Source organism: Aerococcus viridans (assembly GCF_002871935.1).
GTDB lineage: Bacteria > Bacillota > Bacilli > Lactobacillales > Aerococcaceae > Aerococcus > Aerococcus viridans_B.
Genome location: NZ_PNHQ01000008.1, coordinates 57,028 through 76,035, shown reverse-complemented (window position 1 = coordinate 76,035; position 19,008 = coordinate 57,028). Strand labels below are relative to the sequence as shown.

The 19,008-nt window shown below is 39.4% G+C and carries 11 protein-coding genes, 3 tRNA genes, 1 pseudogene and 1 riboswitch; of the genes and pseudogenes, 11 read left to right on the top strand and 4 right to left on the bottom strand.

All coding sequences use genetic code 11. From position 1 onward, the window contains the following. Positions 1-91: 91 nt before the first annotated feature. Positions 92-1,456, bottom strand: a complete 1,365-nt coding sequence (locus tag CJ191_RS04570) for an FAD-dependent oxidoreductase (RefSeq protein WP_102199111.1) — start codon at positions 1,454-1,456, stop codon at positions 92-94. A gap of 446 nt (positions 1,457-1,902) precedes the next feature. Here CJ191_RS04570 and rpoB point away from each other — a divergent pair, with 446 nt between their 5' ends. Then, positions 1,903-5,484, top strand: a complete 3,582-nt coding sequence (rpoB, locus tag CJ191_RS04565; protein WP_102199110.1) for a DNA-directed RNA polymerase subunit beta — start codon at positions 1,903-1,905, stop codon at positions 5,482-5,484. 32 nt (positions 5,485-5,516) lie between these two features. Then, a complete protein-coding gene (gene rpoC / locus CJ191_RS04560; protein ID WP_070468420.1) occupies positions 5,517-9,173 on the top strand; it encodes a DNA-directed RNA polymerase subunit beta' in 3,657 nt (1,218 codons plus the stop codon). 102 nt (positions 9,174-9,275) lie between these two features. Here the strand turns inward: rpoC and CJ191_RS04555 are convergent, their stop codons facing one another. Together CJ191_RS04555 and CJ191_RS04550 are read right to left on the bottom strand one after the other, a co-directional pair. Beyond that, positions 9,276-10,067: a hypothetical protein gene (locus CJ191_RS04555; RefSeq protein ID WP_102199109.1), complete on the bottom strand. Its 792-nt coding sequence runs from the start codon at positions 10,065-10,067 to the stop codon at positions 9,276-9,278. A 31-nt stretch (positions 10,068-10,098) separates the two neighbouring features. Continuing rightward, positions 10,099-10,815: a prepilin peptidase gene (locus CJ191_RS04550; protein WP_102199108.1), complete on the bottom strand. Its 717-nt coding sequence runs from the start codon at positions 10,813-10,815 to the stop codon at positions 10,099-10,101. A gap of 144 nt (positions 10,816-10,959) precedes the next feature. On the opposite strand from CJ191_RS04550, the gene CJ191_RS04545 reads away from it, so the two are divergent. The 5 genes and pseudogenes from CJ191_RS04545 (at position 10,960) to CJ191_RS09255 (ending at position 13,724) form a co-directional block, all read left to right on the top strand. After that, positions 10,960-11,035: transfer RNA gene (locus CJ191_RS04545), tRNA-Val, on the top strand. A gap of 1 nt (position 11,036) precedes the next feature. Then, a tRNA-Lys gene (locus tag CJ191_RS04540) sits at positions 11,037-11,109 on the top strand. A gap of 26 nt (positions 11,110-11,135) precedes the next feature. Then, positions 11,136-11,208, top strand: a tRNA-Thr gene (locus tag CJ191_RS04535). A 362-nt stretch (positions 11,209-11,570) separates the two neighbouring features. Next, positions 11,571-12,140, top strand: a pseudogene (locus tag CJ191_RS09370) (P-type ATPase); the annotation flags it as partial. After that, the gene (locus CJ191_RS09255) at positions 12,132-13,724 is read left to right on the top strand and encodes an HAD-IC family P-type ATPase (RefSeq protein WP_308409777.1); all 1,593 of its coding nucleotides are present in this window, start codon (positions 12,132-12,134) and stop codon (positions 13,722-13,724) included. The pseudogene CJ191_RS09370 and the gene CJ191_RS09255, both read left to right, overlap by 9 nt. A 97-nt stretch (positions 13,725-13,821) precedes the next feature. On the opposite strand, the gene metK is transcribed toward CJ191_RS09255, so the two are convergent. Next, positions 13,822-14,997: a methionine adenosyltransferase gene (gene metK, locus CJ191_RS04525; RefSeq protein ID WP_102199107.1), complete on the bottom strand. Its 1,176-nt coding sequence runs from the start codon at positions 14,995-14,997 to the stop codon at positions 13,822-13,824. Further along, positions 14,995-15,083: riboswitch (SMK box riboswitch) on the bottom strand. It overlaps the preceding gene by 3 nt. 175 nt (positions 15,084-15,258) lie before the next feature. Between metK and dnaX the strand changes: the two genes are divergently transcribed. The 4 genes from dnaX to tmk all read left to right on the top strand — a co-directional run bounded on the left by dnaX (position 15,259) and on the right by tmk (position 18,994). Next, positions 15,259-17,106, top strand: a complete 1,848-nt coding sequence (gene dnaX, locus CJ191_RS04520) for a DNA polymerase III subunit gamma/tau (protein ID WP_102199106.1) — start codon at positions 15,259-15,261, stop codon at positions 17,104-17,106. 70 nt (positions 17,107-17,176) lie between these two features. Continuing rightward, positions 17,177-17,491 carry a YbaB/EbfC family nucleoid-associated protein gene (locus CJ191_RS04515; protein ID WP_070467246.1) on the top strand — a complete coding sequence of 105 codons (315 nt, stop codon included), beginning with the start codon at positions 17,177-17,179 and terminating at the stop codon, positions 17,489-17,491. Positions 17,492-17,704: 213 nt separating this feature from the next. Next, positions 17,705-18,304 carry a recombination mediator RecR gene (recR, locus tag CJ191_RS04510; protein WP_070467245.1) on the top strand — a complete coding sequence of 200 codons (600 nt, stop codon included), beginning with the start codon at positions 17,705-17,707 and terminating at the stop codon, positions 18,302-18,304. Between the two features lie 30 nt (positions 18,305-18,334). Further along, the gene (tmk, locus tag CJ191_RS04505; RefSeq protein ID WP_102199105.1) at positions 18,335-18,994 is read left to right on the top strand and encodes a dTMP kinase; all 660 of its coding nucleotides are present in this window, start codon (positions 18,335-18,337) and stop codon (positions 18,992-18,994) included. Positions 18,995-19,008 lie beyond the last annotated feature (14 nt).

The following is a 19,008-nucleotide window of genomic DNA, read 5'->3' as shown; positions in this document are numbered from 1 at the left end:
TATATATAAAAAACAGGTAGGTAGATTCATGGAATCTACCTACCTGTTTTTTATTATAAAGGATGTTATATCTCTTTAGTGAAATGTTCGACTAGAAAATCATTGTGTCTGCACCGTATGGTTGACCTTGTGCTTCTTGTGCCAAGACATTTAAGAAGTTCCAAGGACGGTTGAATTCTGGTTGGAAGAAGAAATCAGCTTGTGCTAATTGGTCAACAGTCCATTCCGCTTCAATTGCTACAGAAACCGCGTTAATCGCTTGAAGAATGTCGTAAGTTGACATTAACTGTGCCCCTAAGATACGGCCGTTATCAGCGTCATAGTGAAGTTTCATTAATACTTTTTCTTCATCATGCATAAATGAAGGACGGATTAGGTCCTCTTTATATACAGATTTTACGTTTCCTTGGTAAGATTTTGCGTTAGCATCCTTGATACCAGTAGTAGCGAATTTGTAGTCAAATACAGCAAGACCGGATGTACCGTTTACGCGACCAATTTTAGCTTCTGTATCACCACTTGCATGACGAGCCATGATAACACCTTGGCGACGAGCGTTAGTTGCTAAAGCAATGTAAGCTTTGTCGTTTGTTGGTGCGAAAGGAATCGCAGTAGCATCTCCAGCGGCATAGACATCTTTTACAGATGTTTCCATATGGTCATTTACTTCAACGAATCCGCGGCTATCAAGTGCCAGCGTATTTTCTAACCACTTAGTGTTTGGTCTAACCCCTACACTAATCACAACTGTATCAGCTTCGTAAGTTCCTTTGTCTGTAACAACAGCAGTTACTTCATTGTTTTCGTTAACTTTAAATTCTTTAACACCTTCACCAGTTTTGATCTTCATACCTTTGTCTTCCATATGTTTTGTTAGAAGATTAGTGAATTCACTATCAAGGTAAGTTGGTAAGATTGAATCTACGAAATCAACAACTGTAACATCAATACCAGCTTGTGCATAAGCAGTTGCTACTTCGATACCGATGTAGCCGGCACCAACGACAACGGCTTTTTTAGCTGAAGCCATACGTTTTTTCACTTTATCTGCCCAGTCTCTACCACGTAAGTAGAAGATATTTTCGTGTTGGTCATCTACATTAGGAATAGTTCCTGGTACGCCACCTGGAGAAAGCAATAGTTTATCGTAACTTTCTGTGGCTTCTTCACCATTAGCGTTACGTGTAGTAATTTCCTTAGTATCAGGGTTGATTGCAATCACACTTGTATTCATGCGGATATCAACGCCTTGTTCTTTGTATGATGCTTCATTTGCATAATGTAATTCATCTAAAGATTTTGAAATGTCTTCTAGATAGGATTGAATACCACATGATAAGAATGAAGCGGTAGAACCAGCTTCGAACACAACGATCTCTGCATTTGTGTCTGCTTTTAATAGTGTTTGTACAGCTTCGAAACCTGCATGTGAAGTTCCTACTATAACGTATTTCATTCGTATTACCTCCAAAGGACTATGTTTGTCGTAAGTATCATTTGCTTACGGGCTACATTATACGCCTAATTGTGAAAAAAATCGAAAATTTGCATATTTGACAATTTTTTCTTACTTTTAGGAACAATTATGTACAAAATAGTACATATAGTGTTTCTTTAGGTTGATTTTTATAAAATCTGAAAATGAATTCTTAACTAACATAAATGATTGACAATATGTGGGAAAGGTGTATAATAAAATCTGTATATTATTAATTGGATTGGAACGTTCCGAAATATTGTCCGGGCGCGTTTCTAGGCGACAACAAAAGATACTGGCAGGGAAGTCAAATCATCTTTTGTTATTTTTTTGCCCATTTTTAGGGTAAAAAGGCCTTAATGAGTAATTTCTTATTAAATTCTCATTAAATTCTAACAGTTTAAATTTCGGAGAGGTGGCTTTTAATGACTGGGCATAATGTCAATTTCGGTAAACATCGCGTTCGCCGCAGTTACTCACGTATTAATGAAGTGCTAGAATTGCCAAATTTGATTGAAATCCAAACGGACTCATATAAATGGTTCTTGGATCAAGGGATGAAAGAAATGTTTGAAGACATTTCTCCTATTGAAGATCATGCAGGTAAATTAGCCTTAGAATTTGTTGATTATTCATTTAAAGAAGCTAAATATACCTTAGCTGAAGCACGTGCACAGGACACAAACTATTCAGCGCCAATTTATGTTAAATTGCGTTTAATGAATAAAGAAACTGGAGAAATCAAGGATCAAGAAGTTTTCTTTGGTGATTTCCCATTAATGACTGACGGTGGTACGTTTATCATCAACGGTGCGGAACGTGTAATCGTTTCTCAATTAGTGCGTTCTCCAGGTGTCTACTATCATGACAAATTAGACAAAAATGGACGTCAATCATTCGGAACTACTGTAATCCCTAACCGTGGTGCATGGTTAGAGATGGAAACAGATGCAAAAAACATCTCATATGTACGTATTGACCGTACACGAAAAGTGCCAATGTCAGTATTGGTACGCGCTTTAGGGTTCTCTTCTGACGACCAAATTCGCGAAATCTTTGGAGAAAGCGAAACTTTAGAACTAACCTTAGAGAAAGATGTACATAAAGACCTATCTGATTCTCGTACAGAAGAAGCTTTAAAAGAAATTTACGAACGTCTACGTCCAGGTGAACCAAAGACAGCAGAATCTTCTCGTAACTTACTAACTGCTCGTTTCTTTGACCCACGTCGCTATGACTTAGCAGCAGTTGGTCGTTATAAAGTCAATAAAAAATTAGATATTAAAAACCGCCTATTCAACCAAATCTTGGCTGAAACTTTAGTTGACCCAGAAACTGGTGAAATCTTAGCGGATAAAGGTACTGAATTAAACCGTGAGGTAATGGACAAATTAGCACCTTACTTCGACAATGGTTTAAATGTGACAACGTTGTATCCAAATGATGATGCTGTACTAACAGAACCTGTTGATGTACAAATTATTAAAATCCAAGCACCAAAAGATGCTGACCGTACCATCAATGTCATCGGTAACGCTAGCCCAGGTAAAGAAGCTCGCGCTTTAACGATTGCTGATGTATTGGCTTCATTAAACTACTTCTTAGGTTTATATGAAGGTATTGGTAAGACGGATGATATCGACCACTTAGGTAACCGTCGTATCCGTTCAGTTGGTGAATTGTTACAAAACCAATTCCGTATCGGTTTATCTCGTATGGAACGTGTGGTTCGTGAACGTATGTCTATTCAAGATATTGAAAAAGTAACACCACAACAATTAATCAACATTCGTCCTGTTGTAGCATCAATTAAAGAATTCTTTGGCTCTTCTCAATTGTCGCAATTCATGGACCAAACAAACCCATTAGGTGAGTTGACACACAAACGTCGTCTATCAGCCTTAGGACCTGGTGGTTTGACACGTGACCGTGCTGGATATGAAGTTCGTGACGTTCACTACTCTCACTATGGCCGTATGTGTCCGATTGAAACACCTGAGGGACCAAATATCGGGTTGATCAACAACTTGGCATCATATGCGAAAATTAATGAATTTGGTTTTATTGAAACACCATATCGCCGTGTAGATTGGAATACACATAAAGTAACAGACCGTATCGACTACTTAACAGCTGATGAAGAAGATAATTTTGTTATCGCTCAAGGGAACTCTATCTTGAACGAAGACGGTTCATTTGCTGAAGACGTGGTAATGGCGCGTTATGTTGAAGAGAATATCGAAGTGAAACCTGAGCGTGTAGATTACATGGACGTTTCACCTAAGCAGGTAGTGTCTGTTGCAACAGCATCCATTCCTTTCTTGGAAAACGATGACTCTAACCGTGCCTTAATGGGTGCCAACATGCAACGTCAAGCTGTACCATTGTTACAACCACATGCACCACTAGTTGGTACTGGTATGGAACATAAAGCAGCAGCTGACTCAGGCGCTGCAGTCGTTGCTGAGTACGATGGTGTTGTAGAATACGTTGATGCACGTGAAATCCGTGTACGTCGTGAAGACGGTGCTTTAGATAAGTACCCATTAATCAAATACCACCGTTCAAATGCCTCAGCATCATATAACCAAACTCCTAACGTGACTCTTGGAGAAAACGTAACTGCGGGAGAAATCCTAGCAAACGGTCCTTCAATGGAGAAAGGGGAAATGGCTTTAGGTCAAAACCCGCTAATCGCCTTCATGACTTGGGATGGTTATAACTACGAGGATGCGGTTATCATGTCTGAGCGTTTAGTTAAAGACGATGTCTACACTTCAATTCATATTGATGAATTAGAATCGGAAGCGCGAGATACTAAATTAGGACCTGAAGAAATCACTCGTGAAATTCCTAACGTTGGTGAAGACGCATTGCGTAATCTTGATGAACGTGGAATCATCCGTATCGGGGCAGAAGTTAAAGATGGGGACATCTTAGTTGGTAAAGTAACGCCTAAAGGTGTAACTGAATTATCAGCAGAAGAGCACTTATTACACGCGATTTTCGGTGAAAAAGCACGTGAAGTTCGAGATACATCATTACGTGTACCGCACGGTGGTGGTGGTATCGTTAACGATGTGAAAGTCTTTTACCGTGAAAACGGCGACGAATTATCACCAGGTGTTTCTATGTTAGTTCGTGTATATATTATCCAAAAACGTAAGATTCAAGTTGGGGATAAAATGGCTGGACGTCATGGTAACAAAGGGGTTGTGTCTCGTATCTTACCTCAAGAAGACATGCCTTACATGCCTGACGGTACACCAGTTGATATTATGTTAAACCCTCTAGGGGTACCTTCTCGTATGAATATCGGACAAGTATTAGAATTGCACTTAGGTATGGCAGCTCGTGAAATGGGCATTCATATTGCAACACCAGTATTTGATGGTGCAAACGAAGAAGACGTATGGGAAACAATCAAAGAAGCGGGTATGGCAAGTGATGCTAAAACTGTTCTTTATGATGGTCGTACAGGTGAACCGTTCGACAACCGTGTTTCTGTAGGGGTTATGTACTACTTAAAACTGTCTCATATGGTCGACGACAAATTACATGCACGTTCTACAGGACCTTATTCACTTGTTACACAACAACCATTGGGTGGTAAAGCGCAATTCGGTGGTCAAAGATTTGGTGAGATGGAGGTTTGGGCACTAGAAGCATACGGTGCGGCATATACATTACAAGAAATTCTGACTTACAAGTCAGATGACGTTGTAGGACGTGTACAAACATACGAAGCTATCGTTAAAGGTGAACCAATTCCAAAACCAGGTGTACCAGAATCATTCCGTGTATTGGTTAAAGAATTGCAATCATTAGGTCTAGACATTGAAGTACTAGACTCTGATAAGAAAGCAGTAGATTTACGTGACATGGATGAAATAACACCAGGATTCCCTAAAAAAGATCAAGAAAACACAGAGAACACAGTTGGTGCAGATGCAACTGTTGAATCACAAGTAAGTGAAATTACTGCACAAAAACAAGTAAATGAATAGTTTGGGCGAATTAGATAAGGGAGGTTGGCCCCTTGGTAGATGTAAATAGATTTGAAAGCATGCGTATCGGGTTGGCTTCACCAGATAAGATCAGATCTTGGTCTTATGGTGAGGTTAAGAAACCCGAAACCATCAACTACCGTACACTTAAATCAGAAAAAGAAGGTCTATTCGATGAAAGAATTTTTGGACCTTCTAAAGATTGGGAATGTTCTTGTGGTAAATACAAGGGTGTTCGCTATGCTGGTGTTGTTTGTGACCGTTGTGGCGTTGAAGTTACACGTTCTAAAGTACGTCGTGAACGTATGGGTCACATTGAATTAGCAACACCTGTAACACATATTTGGTACTTCAAAGGTATCCCATCTCGTATGGGCTTGATGTTAGACATGAGCCCACGTTCTCTTGAAGAAGTAATTTACTTTGCTTCATATGTTGTAACTGATGCAGGTGATACACCATTAGATTACAAACAATTGCTATCTGAAAAAGAATACCGCGATAATAAACGTGAGTATGGTGAAGGCTTCAAAGCAGCAATGGGTGCTGATGCAATCAAGACCTTGTTATCACAAGTTCAAATTGATAGCGAAGTTGCTGAATTAAAAGAAGAATTGAAAACAGCCAAAGGTCAAAAGCGTACACGTGCAATCCGTCGTTTAGACGTTTTAGATGCTTTCCGTAAATCTGGTAACGACCCATCTTGGATGGTTATGGATGTTATTCCAGTTATCCCACCAGAACTACGTCCGATGGTTCAGTTAGATGGTGGCCGTTTCGCTACTTCTGACTTGAATGATTTATACCGCCGTGTAATTAATCGTAACAACCGTTTGAAACGTCTATTAGACTTAAATGCACCAAATATTATCGTGCAAAACGAAAAACGTATGTTACAAGAAGCAGTGGATGCCTTATTTGATAACGGTCGCCGTGGCCGTCCAGTTACTGGTCCAGGTAATCGTCCGTTGAAATCATTGTCACACATGCTTAAAGGTAAACAAGGACGTTTCCGTCAAAACTTACTTGGTAAACGTGTAGACTACTCTGGTCGTTCTGTAATTGTTGTGGGTCCATCATTGAAGATGTATCAAGCTGGTTTACCAAAAGAAATGGCCCTTGAATTATTCAAACCATTCTTAATGCGTGAATTGGTAGCCCGTGATATGGCGATTAATGTGAAACATGCTAAACGTAAGATTGAGCACCAGGATGAAGATGTATGGGACGTTTTAGGTGAAATTATTCGTGAACACCCAGTTCTATTAAACCGTGCACCTACCTTACACCGTTTAGGTATCCAAGCCTTTGAGCCAGTATTGGTTGAAGGTAAAGCGATTCGTCTTCACCCACTTGTGTGTGAAGCTTATAATGCCGACTTCGATGGTGACCAAATGGCCGTCCATTTACCGTTAGGTGAAGAAGCGCAAGCAGAAGCACGCTTATTAATGTTAGCTGCTACGCATATTTTGAACCCTAAAGATGGACAACCGGTTGTTACACCATCTCAAGATATGGTTTTAGGTAACTACTACCTTACAATGGAAGAGCCTGAAGTAATAGGTGAAGGCATGTTAATATCTTCAATTAATGAAGCACATATTGCTTATACTAACGGTTATGTACAATTACATACACGTGTTGCTTTCCCAACAGATGCTTTACCTAAAAAACCTTGGACTGAAAACCAAAAAGGTAAATTGATGGTGACAACAATTGGTAAATTATTCTTTAACGAAATTATGCCAGAAGAGTTCCCATACATTAATGAACCAACAACTGAAAACTTAGAATCATCTCTATCAGATAAGTTTATTATGGAACCAGGTACAGATGTGAAAGAGTTTATCAGTCGTCAAGATATGGTTTCACCATTCAAGAAAAAATACTTAGCACGTATCATCGCACAAGTATTTAAAGTATCTAAGATTACTGAAACTTCAATTATCTTAGATAAAATGAAAGATTTAGGTTTCAAATTCTCTACACGTTCTGGTATTACTGTAGGAGTGGCAGATATTACAAACCTTGAATCTAAAGCGGAAATAATCCAAAAAGGACATGACCGAGTAGACAAGATTACAAAACAATATCGTCGTGGTTTGATTACAGATGACGAACGTTATGATCAAGTTATCGATACTTGGAATAAAGTAAAAGATGACATCCAAGTAGCCTTAATGCAATCACTTGATCAAGATAACCCATTCTTCATCATGTCCGATTCAGGTGCTCGTGGTAACATCTCTAACTTTACGCAACTTGCGGGTATGCGTGGTTTGATGGCCGGACCTAATGGTAAGATCATTGAGTTACCTATCTTGTCTAACTTCCGTGAAGGTCTAACCGTGCAAGAAATGTTTATCTCAACTCACGGTGCTCGTAAAGGTATGACCGATACGGCCCTTAAGACAGCCGACTCAGGTTACTTGACTCGTCGTCTTGTAGACGTTGCACAAGATGTCATCATTCGTGAAGCAGATTGTGGTACTGACCGTGGTTTAGCGATTGAAGCAATTAAGAATGGTAACGAAGTAATTGAATCACTTGAAGAACGTGTGACTGGTCGTTACTTACAAAAAGAAGTACGTCATCCAGAAACAGGCGAAATTATTGCACACCACAACGAATTAGTTGATGAACAAACTGCTCGTCGTATCGTTGAAGCTGGTGTTGAGCAAGTAACAATTCGTTCAGCGTTTACATGTAATACTCGCCATGGTGTATGTAAACATTGTTATGGACGCGACCTATCTACTAACCAAGAGGTAGAAGTAGGGGAAGCAGTCGGAACAATTGCAGCGCAATCTATTGGTGAACCAGGTACACAGTTAACAATGCGTACGTTCCATACTGGTGGAGTTGCCGGTGATGATATCACTCAAGGTTTACCTCGTATTCAAGAGATTGTTGAAGCACGTCATCCAAAAGGTCGTGCGGTCATTACAGAAGTTGCTGGTGAAATTGAAGCAATTGAAGAAGATGAAGCAAGCCGTACGAAAACAGTATTTGTTAAGGGTATGACGGACTCTCGTGAGTATAAAGTGCCTTACACAGCGCGTATGAGTGTAGCTGAGGGCGATACTGTTTATCGTGGTCAACAATTGACAGAAGGTTCAATCGATCCTAAAGATTTACTACGTGTAACGAACACACTAACTGTTGAAACGTACATGTTAGATGAAGTTCAACGTGTATACCGCTCTCAAGGGGTAGACATCAACGATAAACACGTGGAAGTTATGGTTCGTCAAATGTTACGTAAAGTACGTGTTCTTGACCCAGGTTCAACAGACTTGTTACCAGGTAAATTAATGGATACAGCCGACTTTACAGATGCCAACGCTGAAGCAATCCGTTCAGGTGAACTACCTGCAACTGCTCGCCCAGTATTATTAGGTATTACTAAAGCTGCCTTAGAAACAAACAGTTTCCTATCTGCAGCTTCATTCCAAGAAACAACTAAAGTCTTAACTGACGCAGCAATTCGTGGTAAAGAAGACCACTTACTTGGATTAAAAGAGAATGTTATTATCGGTAAGATCATCCCTGCAGGTACAGGTATGTCTCGCTACCGTGATATGGAACCGAAAAAAATTGGTGATACACAACAATTAATCTACGGAGAAGAAGCAGACGTAGATACTGAAATTACGCCAATTGACTACTCAAGAATTCAAGAAAACTAATTTTCTATTAAACTGATCACATCCGAATATTCAGACGAGAAAGAACCCCAGACTTATGTTGAGTCTGGGGTTTTGTTCTATCGTAAATGAAAATATTACTGATTATTCAACAATAAATTCAACATATGCGCGGTCATCGAAGCTAATTTGACCAGGATTAACACCTTTAGAAGAAATAAACTGGTCTATTAAGTCGGGATCCTGTTGAATGATTTCCTGTAAATAATCTTCTGTTTCTTCAAAGGTTGGCAAGATTTCAGGGTAACCATCCGAGGTTAAAATAATGTTATCCCCAGTTTGAACGGGAATTACTGTGATTAAATCGAAGGGGATTTCTTGGCCATTTAGAACAGAATAGCCAAAACGGGTATCATTCCTGTTAGCGAAAGTATTAGCCGAAATTAAGTATGGCATAATGGCTTCTCGAGCTTCTCGGTGATGATTTGGGTGTATATGTAGGATAAGGGAACGGAAGTTACTCAAAATATCGTCAGAGACCTTAGGTTGGGTATATAGTTGGTCATTGACGCGAGCTTGGCAGTCGCCAATTAAATAAATTTGTTTGTAGAAATCTGAATATAAGACCATGGTAGCTTGTGGACCATGTTCAATTCGATTTAGTGGGAAATCCACATGTGCATAAAATTCATTTTCAAATGCTTGATTTACATCTTTAATGATGTCTTCGATAGATGTTTCACGATCTAGCGTAGCGAATAGATCCTTGATAATATTAGAAGCTATTTTTCCAGTTTTCATTCCCTTATATGTGAAATTTGTTTTGGAGGTTACGCCATCAATGACAGCGATGAAGTGATCATTGATAAATAGTGCATCCTCACATAAAGCTGGTTGATCAAATTTTCCTTGAATAAAAGTATGTTGAATTTGCATGACATCACCCTCATATGCTAAAGTTTGTTATCTACAGTATATAGAAAATGATGGGATAGGCAAAGAATAAATAAGGTAGGAAAGGAAGACCACTAGGAAGGTTATTATACTTTAGTTTTAAGTAAAAGATATGACAAATGGCCAAACCGCATGCACACATGAGTAAATACGGAAATGATAGTGGACCATGAAATAAGGCAAGGATTGTGAGTGTCTTAATATCTCCACCTCCTATACCTTGGGGAAGGAGGTAATTACAGGTAATGAGCGTGGTGAACATTAATAAGGCGAAAATGCTATGTGTTAGAATCTCTAAATGCACATTTTGATAATGATAAATAATGACTAAGATGCATAAAATAATCTGGAAACGATCCGGTATGATTTGTAGTGCTAGGTCAGTGCTTGTCATCATGAGCAGAATAATGAAGGCTATAAAAATATAAATACTGTTTATATTAGAATGACCGTGAAAGAGTAGTAATGAAGATATGGCAAAGTAACCTTCACATAAGGGATAAGCGAATGGGATTGGTTGTTTGCAATGTGTGCATTTACCCCCTATGATGATATAACCTAATAAAGGGATCAAAGCGATTGGTGAAATAGCTACTTGGCAATGGTCACATTTAGACCGCCCGAGTGTAAATGATTGTTGATAGACAGTTCTTGATCCGACCACCATAAAAAATGAAGCAAGGCTAGCAAAAAGGACCAATAAAATGGTATAATAGATGAACAATATCATTTTAAACCTCCTTACAATTTATATACGTATTTTTTCTAAAAATACGACAAAAAATAAATTTTTATAGAAATTGTATTGACAGTGTTTAAATCTGATGGTATTATTTAGTAGTTGTCTTTGATAGATAACAAAACAACAATTTATGGAGAATTAGCTCAGCTGGGAGAGCGTCTGCCTTACAAGCAGGATGTCGGGGGTTCGAACCCCTCATTCTCCACCATGACTCGTTAGCTCAGTCGGTAGAGCAACTGACTTTTAATCAGTGGGTCGTAGGTTCGATTCCTACACGGGTCATATTCATTTTTTGAATAAATATATACGCCGGCTTAGCTCAGTTGGTAGAGCATCTGATTTGTAATCAGAGGGTCGAGGGTTCAAGTCCTTTAGCCGGCATATATTAAAGAAACTCCTTCATCGAGAGATAGAGGAGTTTTTTTGGTGTCCACTGCTATTTTTCCTATAAAACAATATTCTTAAGGGAATACTAAAGAAAACTTTACCTTTAAACCTAGCTAACTCACGTATAATTTAGGGTTAGAAGAGAAATGGAGGATATGTAACGGCAGATAATCAATCCCAAGGTCTATCGGATGAAGAAGTACAGTCTAGGATAGCTTGCGGGCAAGTAAATCAGTCAAGTTATTCCACACAAAAGACAAATATTGAAATTATTAAAGCGCAAGTTTTTACTTATATTTAATGCCTTGAACTTTTTATTAGCTTTCTTACTGTTGCTGGTTGGGGCATATAGTAATATGGCATTCATTGCAATTATCATATTGAATATTATTATTGGGATTGTTCAAGAAATTAGAGCCCGTAATTTGGTCAGTAAACTGACGATTTTATCGAATAAGCCGGTAAAAGTTATCCGGAGCGGTCAAGAAACTACAGTGGCTTCTACAGATTTAGTCTTAGGAGATCTGATTATATTAGAGGGGGGTGACCAGGTACCTTCAGACGCACGGGTAGTAGCGGGTTCCGGTGAATTGAACGAATCTCTTTTAACTGGCGAATCAGATGCTATTTTAAAGCAAAAAGATGATGATTTACTATCTGGTTCTTACTTAACAAGTGGTCAATTGCTGGCTGAGATAGTGCATGTTGGGGATGATAATTATGCAGAACAATGAGTAGCTGAAACAAAGTCCCAACCCTATGCACGTTCAGAATTAACCGAAGCGATTAAAAAAATTGCGAAGTTTACCTCTTTTATTATTATGCCACTTGGAATTGTACTATTCCTACAAACCTTTCTTTTAAGAAGTGATGCAGTAGATGTGGCTGTGATTAATTCAGTTGCTGCTTTAATTGGTATGCTACCTAAGGGATTAGTCTTATTGATTTCTTTAGCCTTATCAACGGCTGTATTAAAACTAGGAAAACAGCATGTTCTTGTGCAAAATATGTATGCTGTTGAAGCTTTGGCTCATATGGATTCTTTGTGTTTAGATAAGACTGGTACAATCACCCAAGGGACAATGTCAGTTGAAGGGGTTTACCCACTTGCCAATGTATCTCAACAAGTATTAGAAGAAAAATTGGCTAACTATACCGCTGCGAGTATGGATAGTAACTTAACAATGAGTGCCTTGAAACAATATTTTGAAGATCAGTCAGCTACAGTGGGTGCAACGCAAGTGATGCCATTTTCATCCGAACGAAAGTGGGGAGCAATTACTTTTGAAACAGCAGAAACAATTTTCGTTGGTGCGCCAGAATACTTACTCAATGAAATGATTGATGAGATTAATATAGCACAAAATGAGGGGTTAAGGGTTTTGTTAGTAGGTGAGTCTTTAACTACACTTGGAGATGACCAGCCTGATATTATGGATATGGGTATTCAGCCGATTGGTTATATCACACTAAGTGATCCTATTAGACCTAACGCGAAAAGGACGATGGCCTTTTTCCAAAATGAGGGTGTGGCTATCAAAGTGATCTCAGGGGATAATCCGCAAACTGTTGCTAGAGTAGCGAAAAAAGCTGGTCTTGAAGGGCGTACTCAAGCGATTGATATGAGCCAAATTCAAGACGAAAAATTAGTAAGACAAGCAGCACACCAATATAATGTATTTGGCCGAGTATCACCACAACAAAAGAAATTGCTGGTTTCGGAGTTACAGGAGGCGGACCATATTGTTGGGATGACAGGAGATGGGGTAAATGATATTTTAGCCTTATCACAAACGGATTTGTCTATTGCCATGGCAGAAGGAGACGGGGCTACACGTCAAATGGCTGATTTAATTCTTGTCAATTCAGATTTTGGTGATCTACCAGCGGTCATATCTGAAGGTCGTCGAGTGGTGAATAATATTACACGGTCATCGAGTGTTTTCTTTATCAAGACCTTATATTCACTAATCGTAACACTGATCTGTATTGCATTAAATTTCCCATTTCCATTTATTCCCTTACAAATTACAATGATTGATAAATTTATTGAAGGTTACCCTGCTTTCTTCATGTCATTTGAAGCAAGTAATGAACAAGTGAAGGAACGATTCTTACCAAAAGCATTGGCTGCTGCAACACCAAGTGCCTTGACCGTGTCTTTTGCTATACTTGTTTCTTTATTCTTGGTTAAAGTGGGTATACTAGATTTTGAAACAGCTCGTACCTTTGATTATATTTTATTAACAGGCGTGTCATTATTTGCGGTATGGAAATCTTGCTTTCCATTCAATAGATTACGACTGTTTCTAGCGTTAACGAGTACAATTGCTATGTCAGTGATTGCGGTAGCATTACCATATTTTTCTGATATTTTGACTATTCAACCGATGTCAATCAATGAAGTGATTATCAGCTTTATTTTATTGGTGGTTGCTTTTGGTTTTTGGAAAATATGCCATCGCTATGAATCTCATTTTAAAGACTTTTTTATACGACTGTATCTTTAGTAGCTTTTCATTGTGACATTTTAAAGTAAGACATGATATAAAAAGGCCCCCAGTAAAACGGTAGATTACCCGTTTACTGGGGGCTATTGATATTATTTTATTTCTTCAAGCTGTCTACTTTATCTGTTTTCTCCCAAGCAAAATCTTGGTCATCTCGACCAAAATGGCCGTATGCAGCAGTTTTACTGAAGATTGGTTGGCGTAGTGATAACATGTCAATAATACCGTTTGGTGTTAAATCGAAGTTATCGCGTACTAGGGCTACTAAATCAGTTTCTGATAATGCACTAGTATTGAATGTATCAATTGAAATAGATACAGGTTCTGCAACCCCAATTGCGTATGCTAATTGGATTTCAACCTTACGAGCTAGACCAGCAGCTACCAAGTTTTTCGCTATATAACGGGCAGCATATGAAGCAGAGCGGTCAACTTTAGTAGCGTCTTTACCTGAGAAGGCACCACCACCATGGTGAGCAGAGCCACCGTAAGTATCAACGATAATTTTACGACCAGTTAACCCTGAATCGGCTTCTGGACCACCGGATACAAACTTACCAGTTGGGTTGATGAAGTAACGGGTGTTTTCATCCAACCAATTGTCAGGCATCGTAGGTTCAATCACGTGTTTGATCACGTCTTGGCGGATTTGATCTAATTCGATACCTTCAGTGTGTTGTGTAGAGATCACGATGGTATCGATACGTTGCGGTTGATGATTGTCATCGTATTCGATGGTTACTTGTGTCTTACCATCTGGACCTAGATAGTTTAATTCACCACTTTTGCGGACTTCAGCTAGTCGACGAGATAGGCGGTGGCTTAAGGCAATTGGCATTGGCATTAATTCTGGTGTTTCATCCGTCGCGTAACCAAACATAATCCCTTGGTCACCGGCACCAATCAGCTTGTTGTCAGTTTCACCCTTTTCCCTAGTTTCAATAGCGTCATCTACACCTTGTGCGATATCAGGTGATTGTTCATCTAGTGAAACCAGTACGGCAATGGAATCAGCGTCAAAACCGAATTTGCCATCACGATAACCAATTTCACGAATGGTATCGCGCACAATTTTTTGGATATCCACATATGCGCTAGTTGTCACTTCACCGAAAACAAGGACTAATCCTGTGTTTACAGCAGTTTCGCAAGCAACGCGTGCTTGTGGGTCTTGTGCAAGAATCGCGTCAAGAATCGCATCAGAAATTTGGTCAGCTACCTTATCTGGATGGCCTTCTGTGACTGATTCAGAAGTAAATAGTCGTTTATTCATATTGTTTCCCCCAAAATATAAATTTTATGGTTACAAGGAATTTTTGCCTAAGCAAACCCTATCGGGAAAAATTTATTGTAACGTCCTCCATTATACAGGATTAGAAGCAAATAGTAAGGGAAAAAGGCGGCATTTCCAATTTTATGACAAATTTTTATAAACGCGTTTTATCATTAAGATAACCCTACATTCATTGCCTTACCATAGTTTCATGTTATAATATTCGAGATGATTAAATGTAGCAAGTTTAAGGAGGCAGCGATGAGTTACCAAGCATTATACCGCGTTTGGCGGCCACAGACATTTGGAGATATTGTTGGCCAAGAGGCTGTTGCGCGTACGCTGCAAAATGCCATTAGGACTGGCAAAACGAGTCACGCTTATTTGTTTACGGGACCAAGAGGGACTGGTAAGACAAGTGCGGCCAAGATTCTTTCCAAAGCCATTAACTGTCCCAATCAAGTGGATGGGGAACCATGTAATGAATGTGAAATTTGCCGAGCGATTACCGATGGCACACTAGCTGACGTGATTGAAATTGATGCGGCTTCAAATAATGGTGTTGAAGAGATTCGTGACATCCGTGATAAGGTGCGTTATGCACCGACGGAAGCACAAAATAAGGTATATATCATTGATGAGGTCCACATGCTTTCAACAGGCGCTTTCAATGCTTTGTTAAAAACCTTAGAGGAACCACCAGCTAATGTCATTTTTATTTTAGCAACTACTGAGCCACATAAGATACCTGCAACGATTATTTCAAGAACCCAACGTTTTGATTTTAAACGTATTTCACGTCAGATGATTGAAGACCGGATGGCATTTATTTTAGACCAGGATGGGATTGAATATGAGAACGGTGCCCTTACTATAATTGCCCGGGCAGCAAACGGTGGGATGCGAGATGCCTTATCCTTGTTAGACCAAGTAATTTCTTTTTCTGACGGCACCTTATCACTTGAAACCAGTCGATTGGTTACTGGTGCTTTGTCAGAAGAACAGTTGGTTCAATACACAGATGCATTAGCTAAGGGACAAGTAACGGTCGCATTGGATCATTTACATGCTTTATTGGCTGGTGGTCAAGATGCAGCTCGCTTTGTAGAAGAACAGCTGGTATTCGTTCGTGATTTAATGATTGCGAAAGAAACTAAGGCAGATACATCAGAGCTTGAAGATTTGACGCAACGTTATGATGAAGCTTTCTATAGACTGGCTAAAACGATTGATGTTAGTGTCTTGTATAAGATGATGAAAGTCTTTCGAGAAACGCAAGCAGAGATTCGTTTTTCATTGCAGCCAACGATTTATTTAGAGGTGGCAACAGTACAAGTAGCCAGTCAGATTGGTGGGCAAACGAATGCAAGCCAAGGGCATATGCACCAAGCTCCTGTAGGTCAAGAAGGAGGCCATGTCTTACCAACGCAAGTGAGTCAAGCCATAGCTGAATTGCAAGAGCAAGTGGCGAATTTAACTGCACAGGTAGAAAATGGCGGTACGCAACCAACAAAACCTGCGCCAAATAAACCAGCTAAACGCTCAAGCAATGCTACGGCCTTTACACCAAACCTTAAGAAGGTCTTTCAAGTGTTGAATCAAGCAACTAAGAAAGATTTAAATGATATTGCGAGTTTATGGGAAGGGCTAATTGAGAGCTTACCAAGTATGCAAGCAGCTTTATTAAAGGCAACCTTCCCAGCAGCAGCGTCACCGAATGCTTTTGTCGTCCGCTTTGATTATGAAATTCTATGTAAAAAAGTGGATGAGGATATAGAGACGCGTCAAGAAATTGAACGGATTTTATCCAATCAATTAGGGCATCCAACTAAGATGTACTATTTAACGAGCGACCAATGGCAATCTGCAAGACAAAGTTATGTACAAGCTATGAAAAATGGCAATTTAGATGATCTAGTGGGTAGTGATGCGATCGCTACAAAAGGGTCAGCAACGGATGCGGAAGCCTTTACCCAAGAGGATGAAGCGTTGGATGATGGTCTAGATGAGAATGGTTTAAATGAAGAAGAGACTCGTTCACGTCAAGAACAGATAGACCATGCAACTTCACTATTTGGTAAAGATAATGTTACAATAATCGATGATTAAGTCATATCAAATATGATGAAAAGTAAACAATTATAGTAAGCAATAAGGAAAAGATAAAGGAGATAATAAAATGGCAGGCGGAATGGCAAATATGCAACAAATGATGCGTAAAATGCAAAAGATGCAACAAGAGATGGAATCAGAACAAAAGAATATTGAATCAAAGGAATTTCAAGGTACTGAACCATCAGGTATGGTAAATGTTACTGTAACAGGTGACCGTCGTGTAAAAGCGATCAATATCAAACCGGATGCAGTAGATCCTGAAGACGTTGATATGTTACAAGATTTATTGATTGCAGCAGTCAATAACGGACTTGAAAAAGTAGATACTGAAACTGCAAATGTTATGGGTAAATACACAAAAGGTATCCCAGGACTATAATCAACGTAAAGTTTATGGTTGCGCATGAACAACGGTTTTTACCATGGGTAGTAGGACTATCCATGGTATTTTTGAGAAAATATCGTATGACCCATAAGGATAGTGAGTCTATATGCACCACTATCTAGTATTGGTGTCCTATATTGTTAGCGTATGACCTTTTTCAATAAAAGGTGTAAAATGTAAGGGAAGTTAGATGCAGGGGTGTAGAGAATGCAATATCCAGAACCAATTGCCAAGTTAATCGATTCTTTTAGTAAATTGCCAGGGATTGGCCAAAAGACAGCATCAAGATTGGCATTTTTTGTCTTGGACATGCCTGAGGCGGATGTACTGCAATTTGCTTCGTCTTTAGTAGATGCTAAACGTGAGCTACGATACTGTTCAATTTGCGGTAATATTACCCAATCTGACCCATGCGAGATTTGTACAGACGAACATCGTGACCGTTCACGCATTTTAGTAGTAGAGCAAGTACGTGATGTGGTATCTATGGAAAGGATGCGGGAATACCATGGTTTGTATCATGTTTTACATGGTGTTCTATCACCTATGGAAGGAACTGGCCCAGAGGATTTGAACATCCAATCTCTACTGACTCGCTTGCAAGATGACCAGGTTAAGGAAGTGATTGTTGCCACTAATGCAACCGCCGAAGGGGAAGCAACCGCTACCTATCTTTCTAGATTAATTAAACCTGCTGGTATTCAGGTCTCACGGATTGCTTACGGTTTATCCGTGGGGAGTGATATTGAATATGCGGACGAGATGACCTTATTACGTGCCCTTGAAGGCCGGCGTGACATCGATTAATGAACGAACAACAGATTTGAAGGAGACCTCATGGATACACAAACATTTGCTGGTAAATTTATCACAGTTGAAGGGCCAGATGGCGCTGGTAAAACAACCTTAATTCAAGGACTAACAAAAAAACTTGAGGCAAAGTTGGCTGTGCCGTTAAAGCTGACACGCGAGCCAGGTGGCGACCCGATTGCTGAACAAATTAGAGGTGTCATTTTGCATCCGGAAAATGTAGCTTTAGATGCCCGGGCTGAGGCACTATTATATGCAGCGAGTCGTCGTCAACATTTGATGCATACGGTAATTCCGGCGCTAGAAGCTGGACAAATGGTTTTATGTGACCGTTTTGTAGATTCTTCGATTGCCTATCAAGGTTATGGTCGTGAAATTGGTGAAGAGGGTATTATAGCCATTAATCAATTCGCAACTGATGGTCGCCAACCAGATCTTACTTTATATTTAGATATTACTGCTGAAGAAGGAATTCGACGCATTCAAGCTAACCGTAGTCAATCGGAACAAAACCGTTTGGATGTAGAAGCCATTGATTTCCACCAACGTGTGCATAAAGGGTATACTGTCTTGAAAGATCGTTTCCCAGACCGTATTCAGGTAATTGACGCTCGCCAAGATCCAGAAAGTATGCAAATACAAGCGCTGGCAATTTTAGAAAAGCATTTTCCACAATTATTTCTTTAGATACTGATAAAACA

Bases quoted from the DNA above. Each gene is read 5' to 3' on its own strand.
- CJ191_RS04515 (WP_070467246.1), top strand. From the start codon at position 17,177: ATGGCAGGCGGAATGGCAAATATGCAACAAATGATGCGTAAAATGCAA.
- CJ191_RS04550 (WP_102199108.1), bottom strand. From the start codon at position 10,815: ATGATATTGTTCATCTATTATACCATTTTATTGGTCCTTTTTGCTAGC.
- CJ191_RS04555 (WP_102199109.1), bottom strand. From the start codon at position 10,067: ATGCAAATTCAACATACTTTTATTCAAGGAAAATTTGATCAACCAGCT.
- tmk (WP_102199105.1), top strand. From the start codon at position 18,335: ATGGATACACAAACATTTGCTGGTAAATTTATCACAGTTGAAGGGCCA.
- CJ191_RS09255 (WP_308409777.1), top strand. From the start codon at position 12,132: ATGCTACCTAAGGGATTAGTCTTATTGATTTCTTTAGCCTTATCAACG.
- metK (WP_102199107.1), bottom strand. From the start codon at position 14,997: ATGAATAAACGACTATTTACTTCTGAATCAGTCACAGAAGGCCATCCA.
- dnaX (WP_102199106.1), top strand. From the start codon at position 15,259: ATGAGTTACCAAGCATTATACCGCGTTTGGCGGCCACAGACATTTGGA.
- rpoB (WP_102199110.1), top strand. From the start codon at position 1,903: ATGACTGGGCATAATGTCAATTTCGGTAAACATCGCGTTCGCCGCAGT.
- CJ191_RS04570 (WP_102199111.1), bottom strand. From the start codon at position 1,456: ATGAAATACGTTATAGTAGGAACTTCACATGCAGGTTTCGAAGCTGTA.
- recR (WP_070467245.1), top strand. From the start codon at position 17,705: ATGCAATATCCAGAACCAATTGCCAAGTTAATCGATTCTTTTAGTAAA.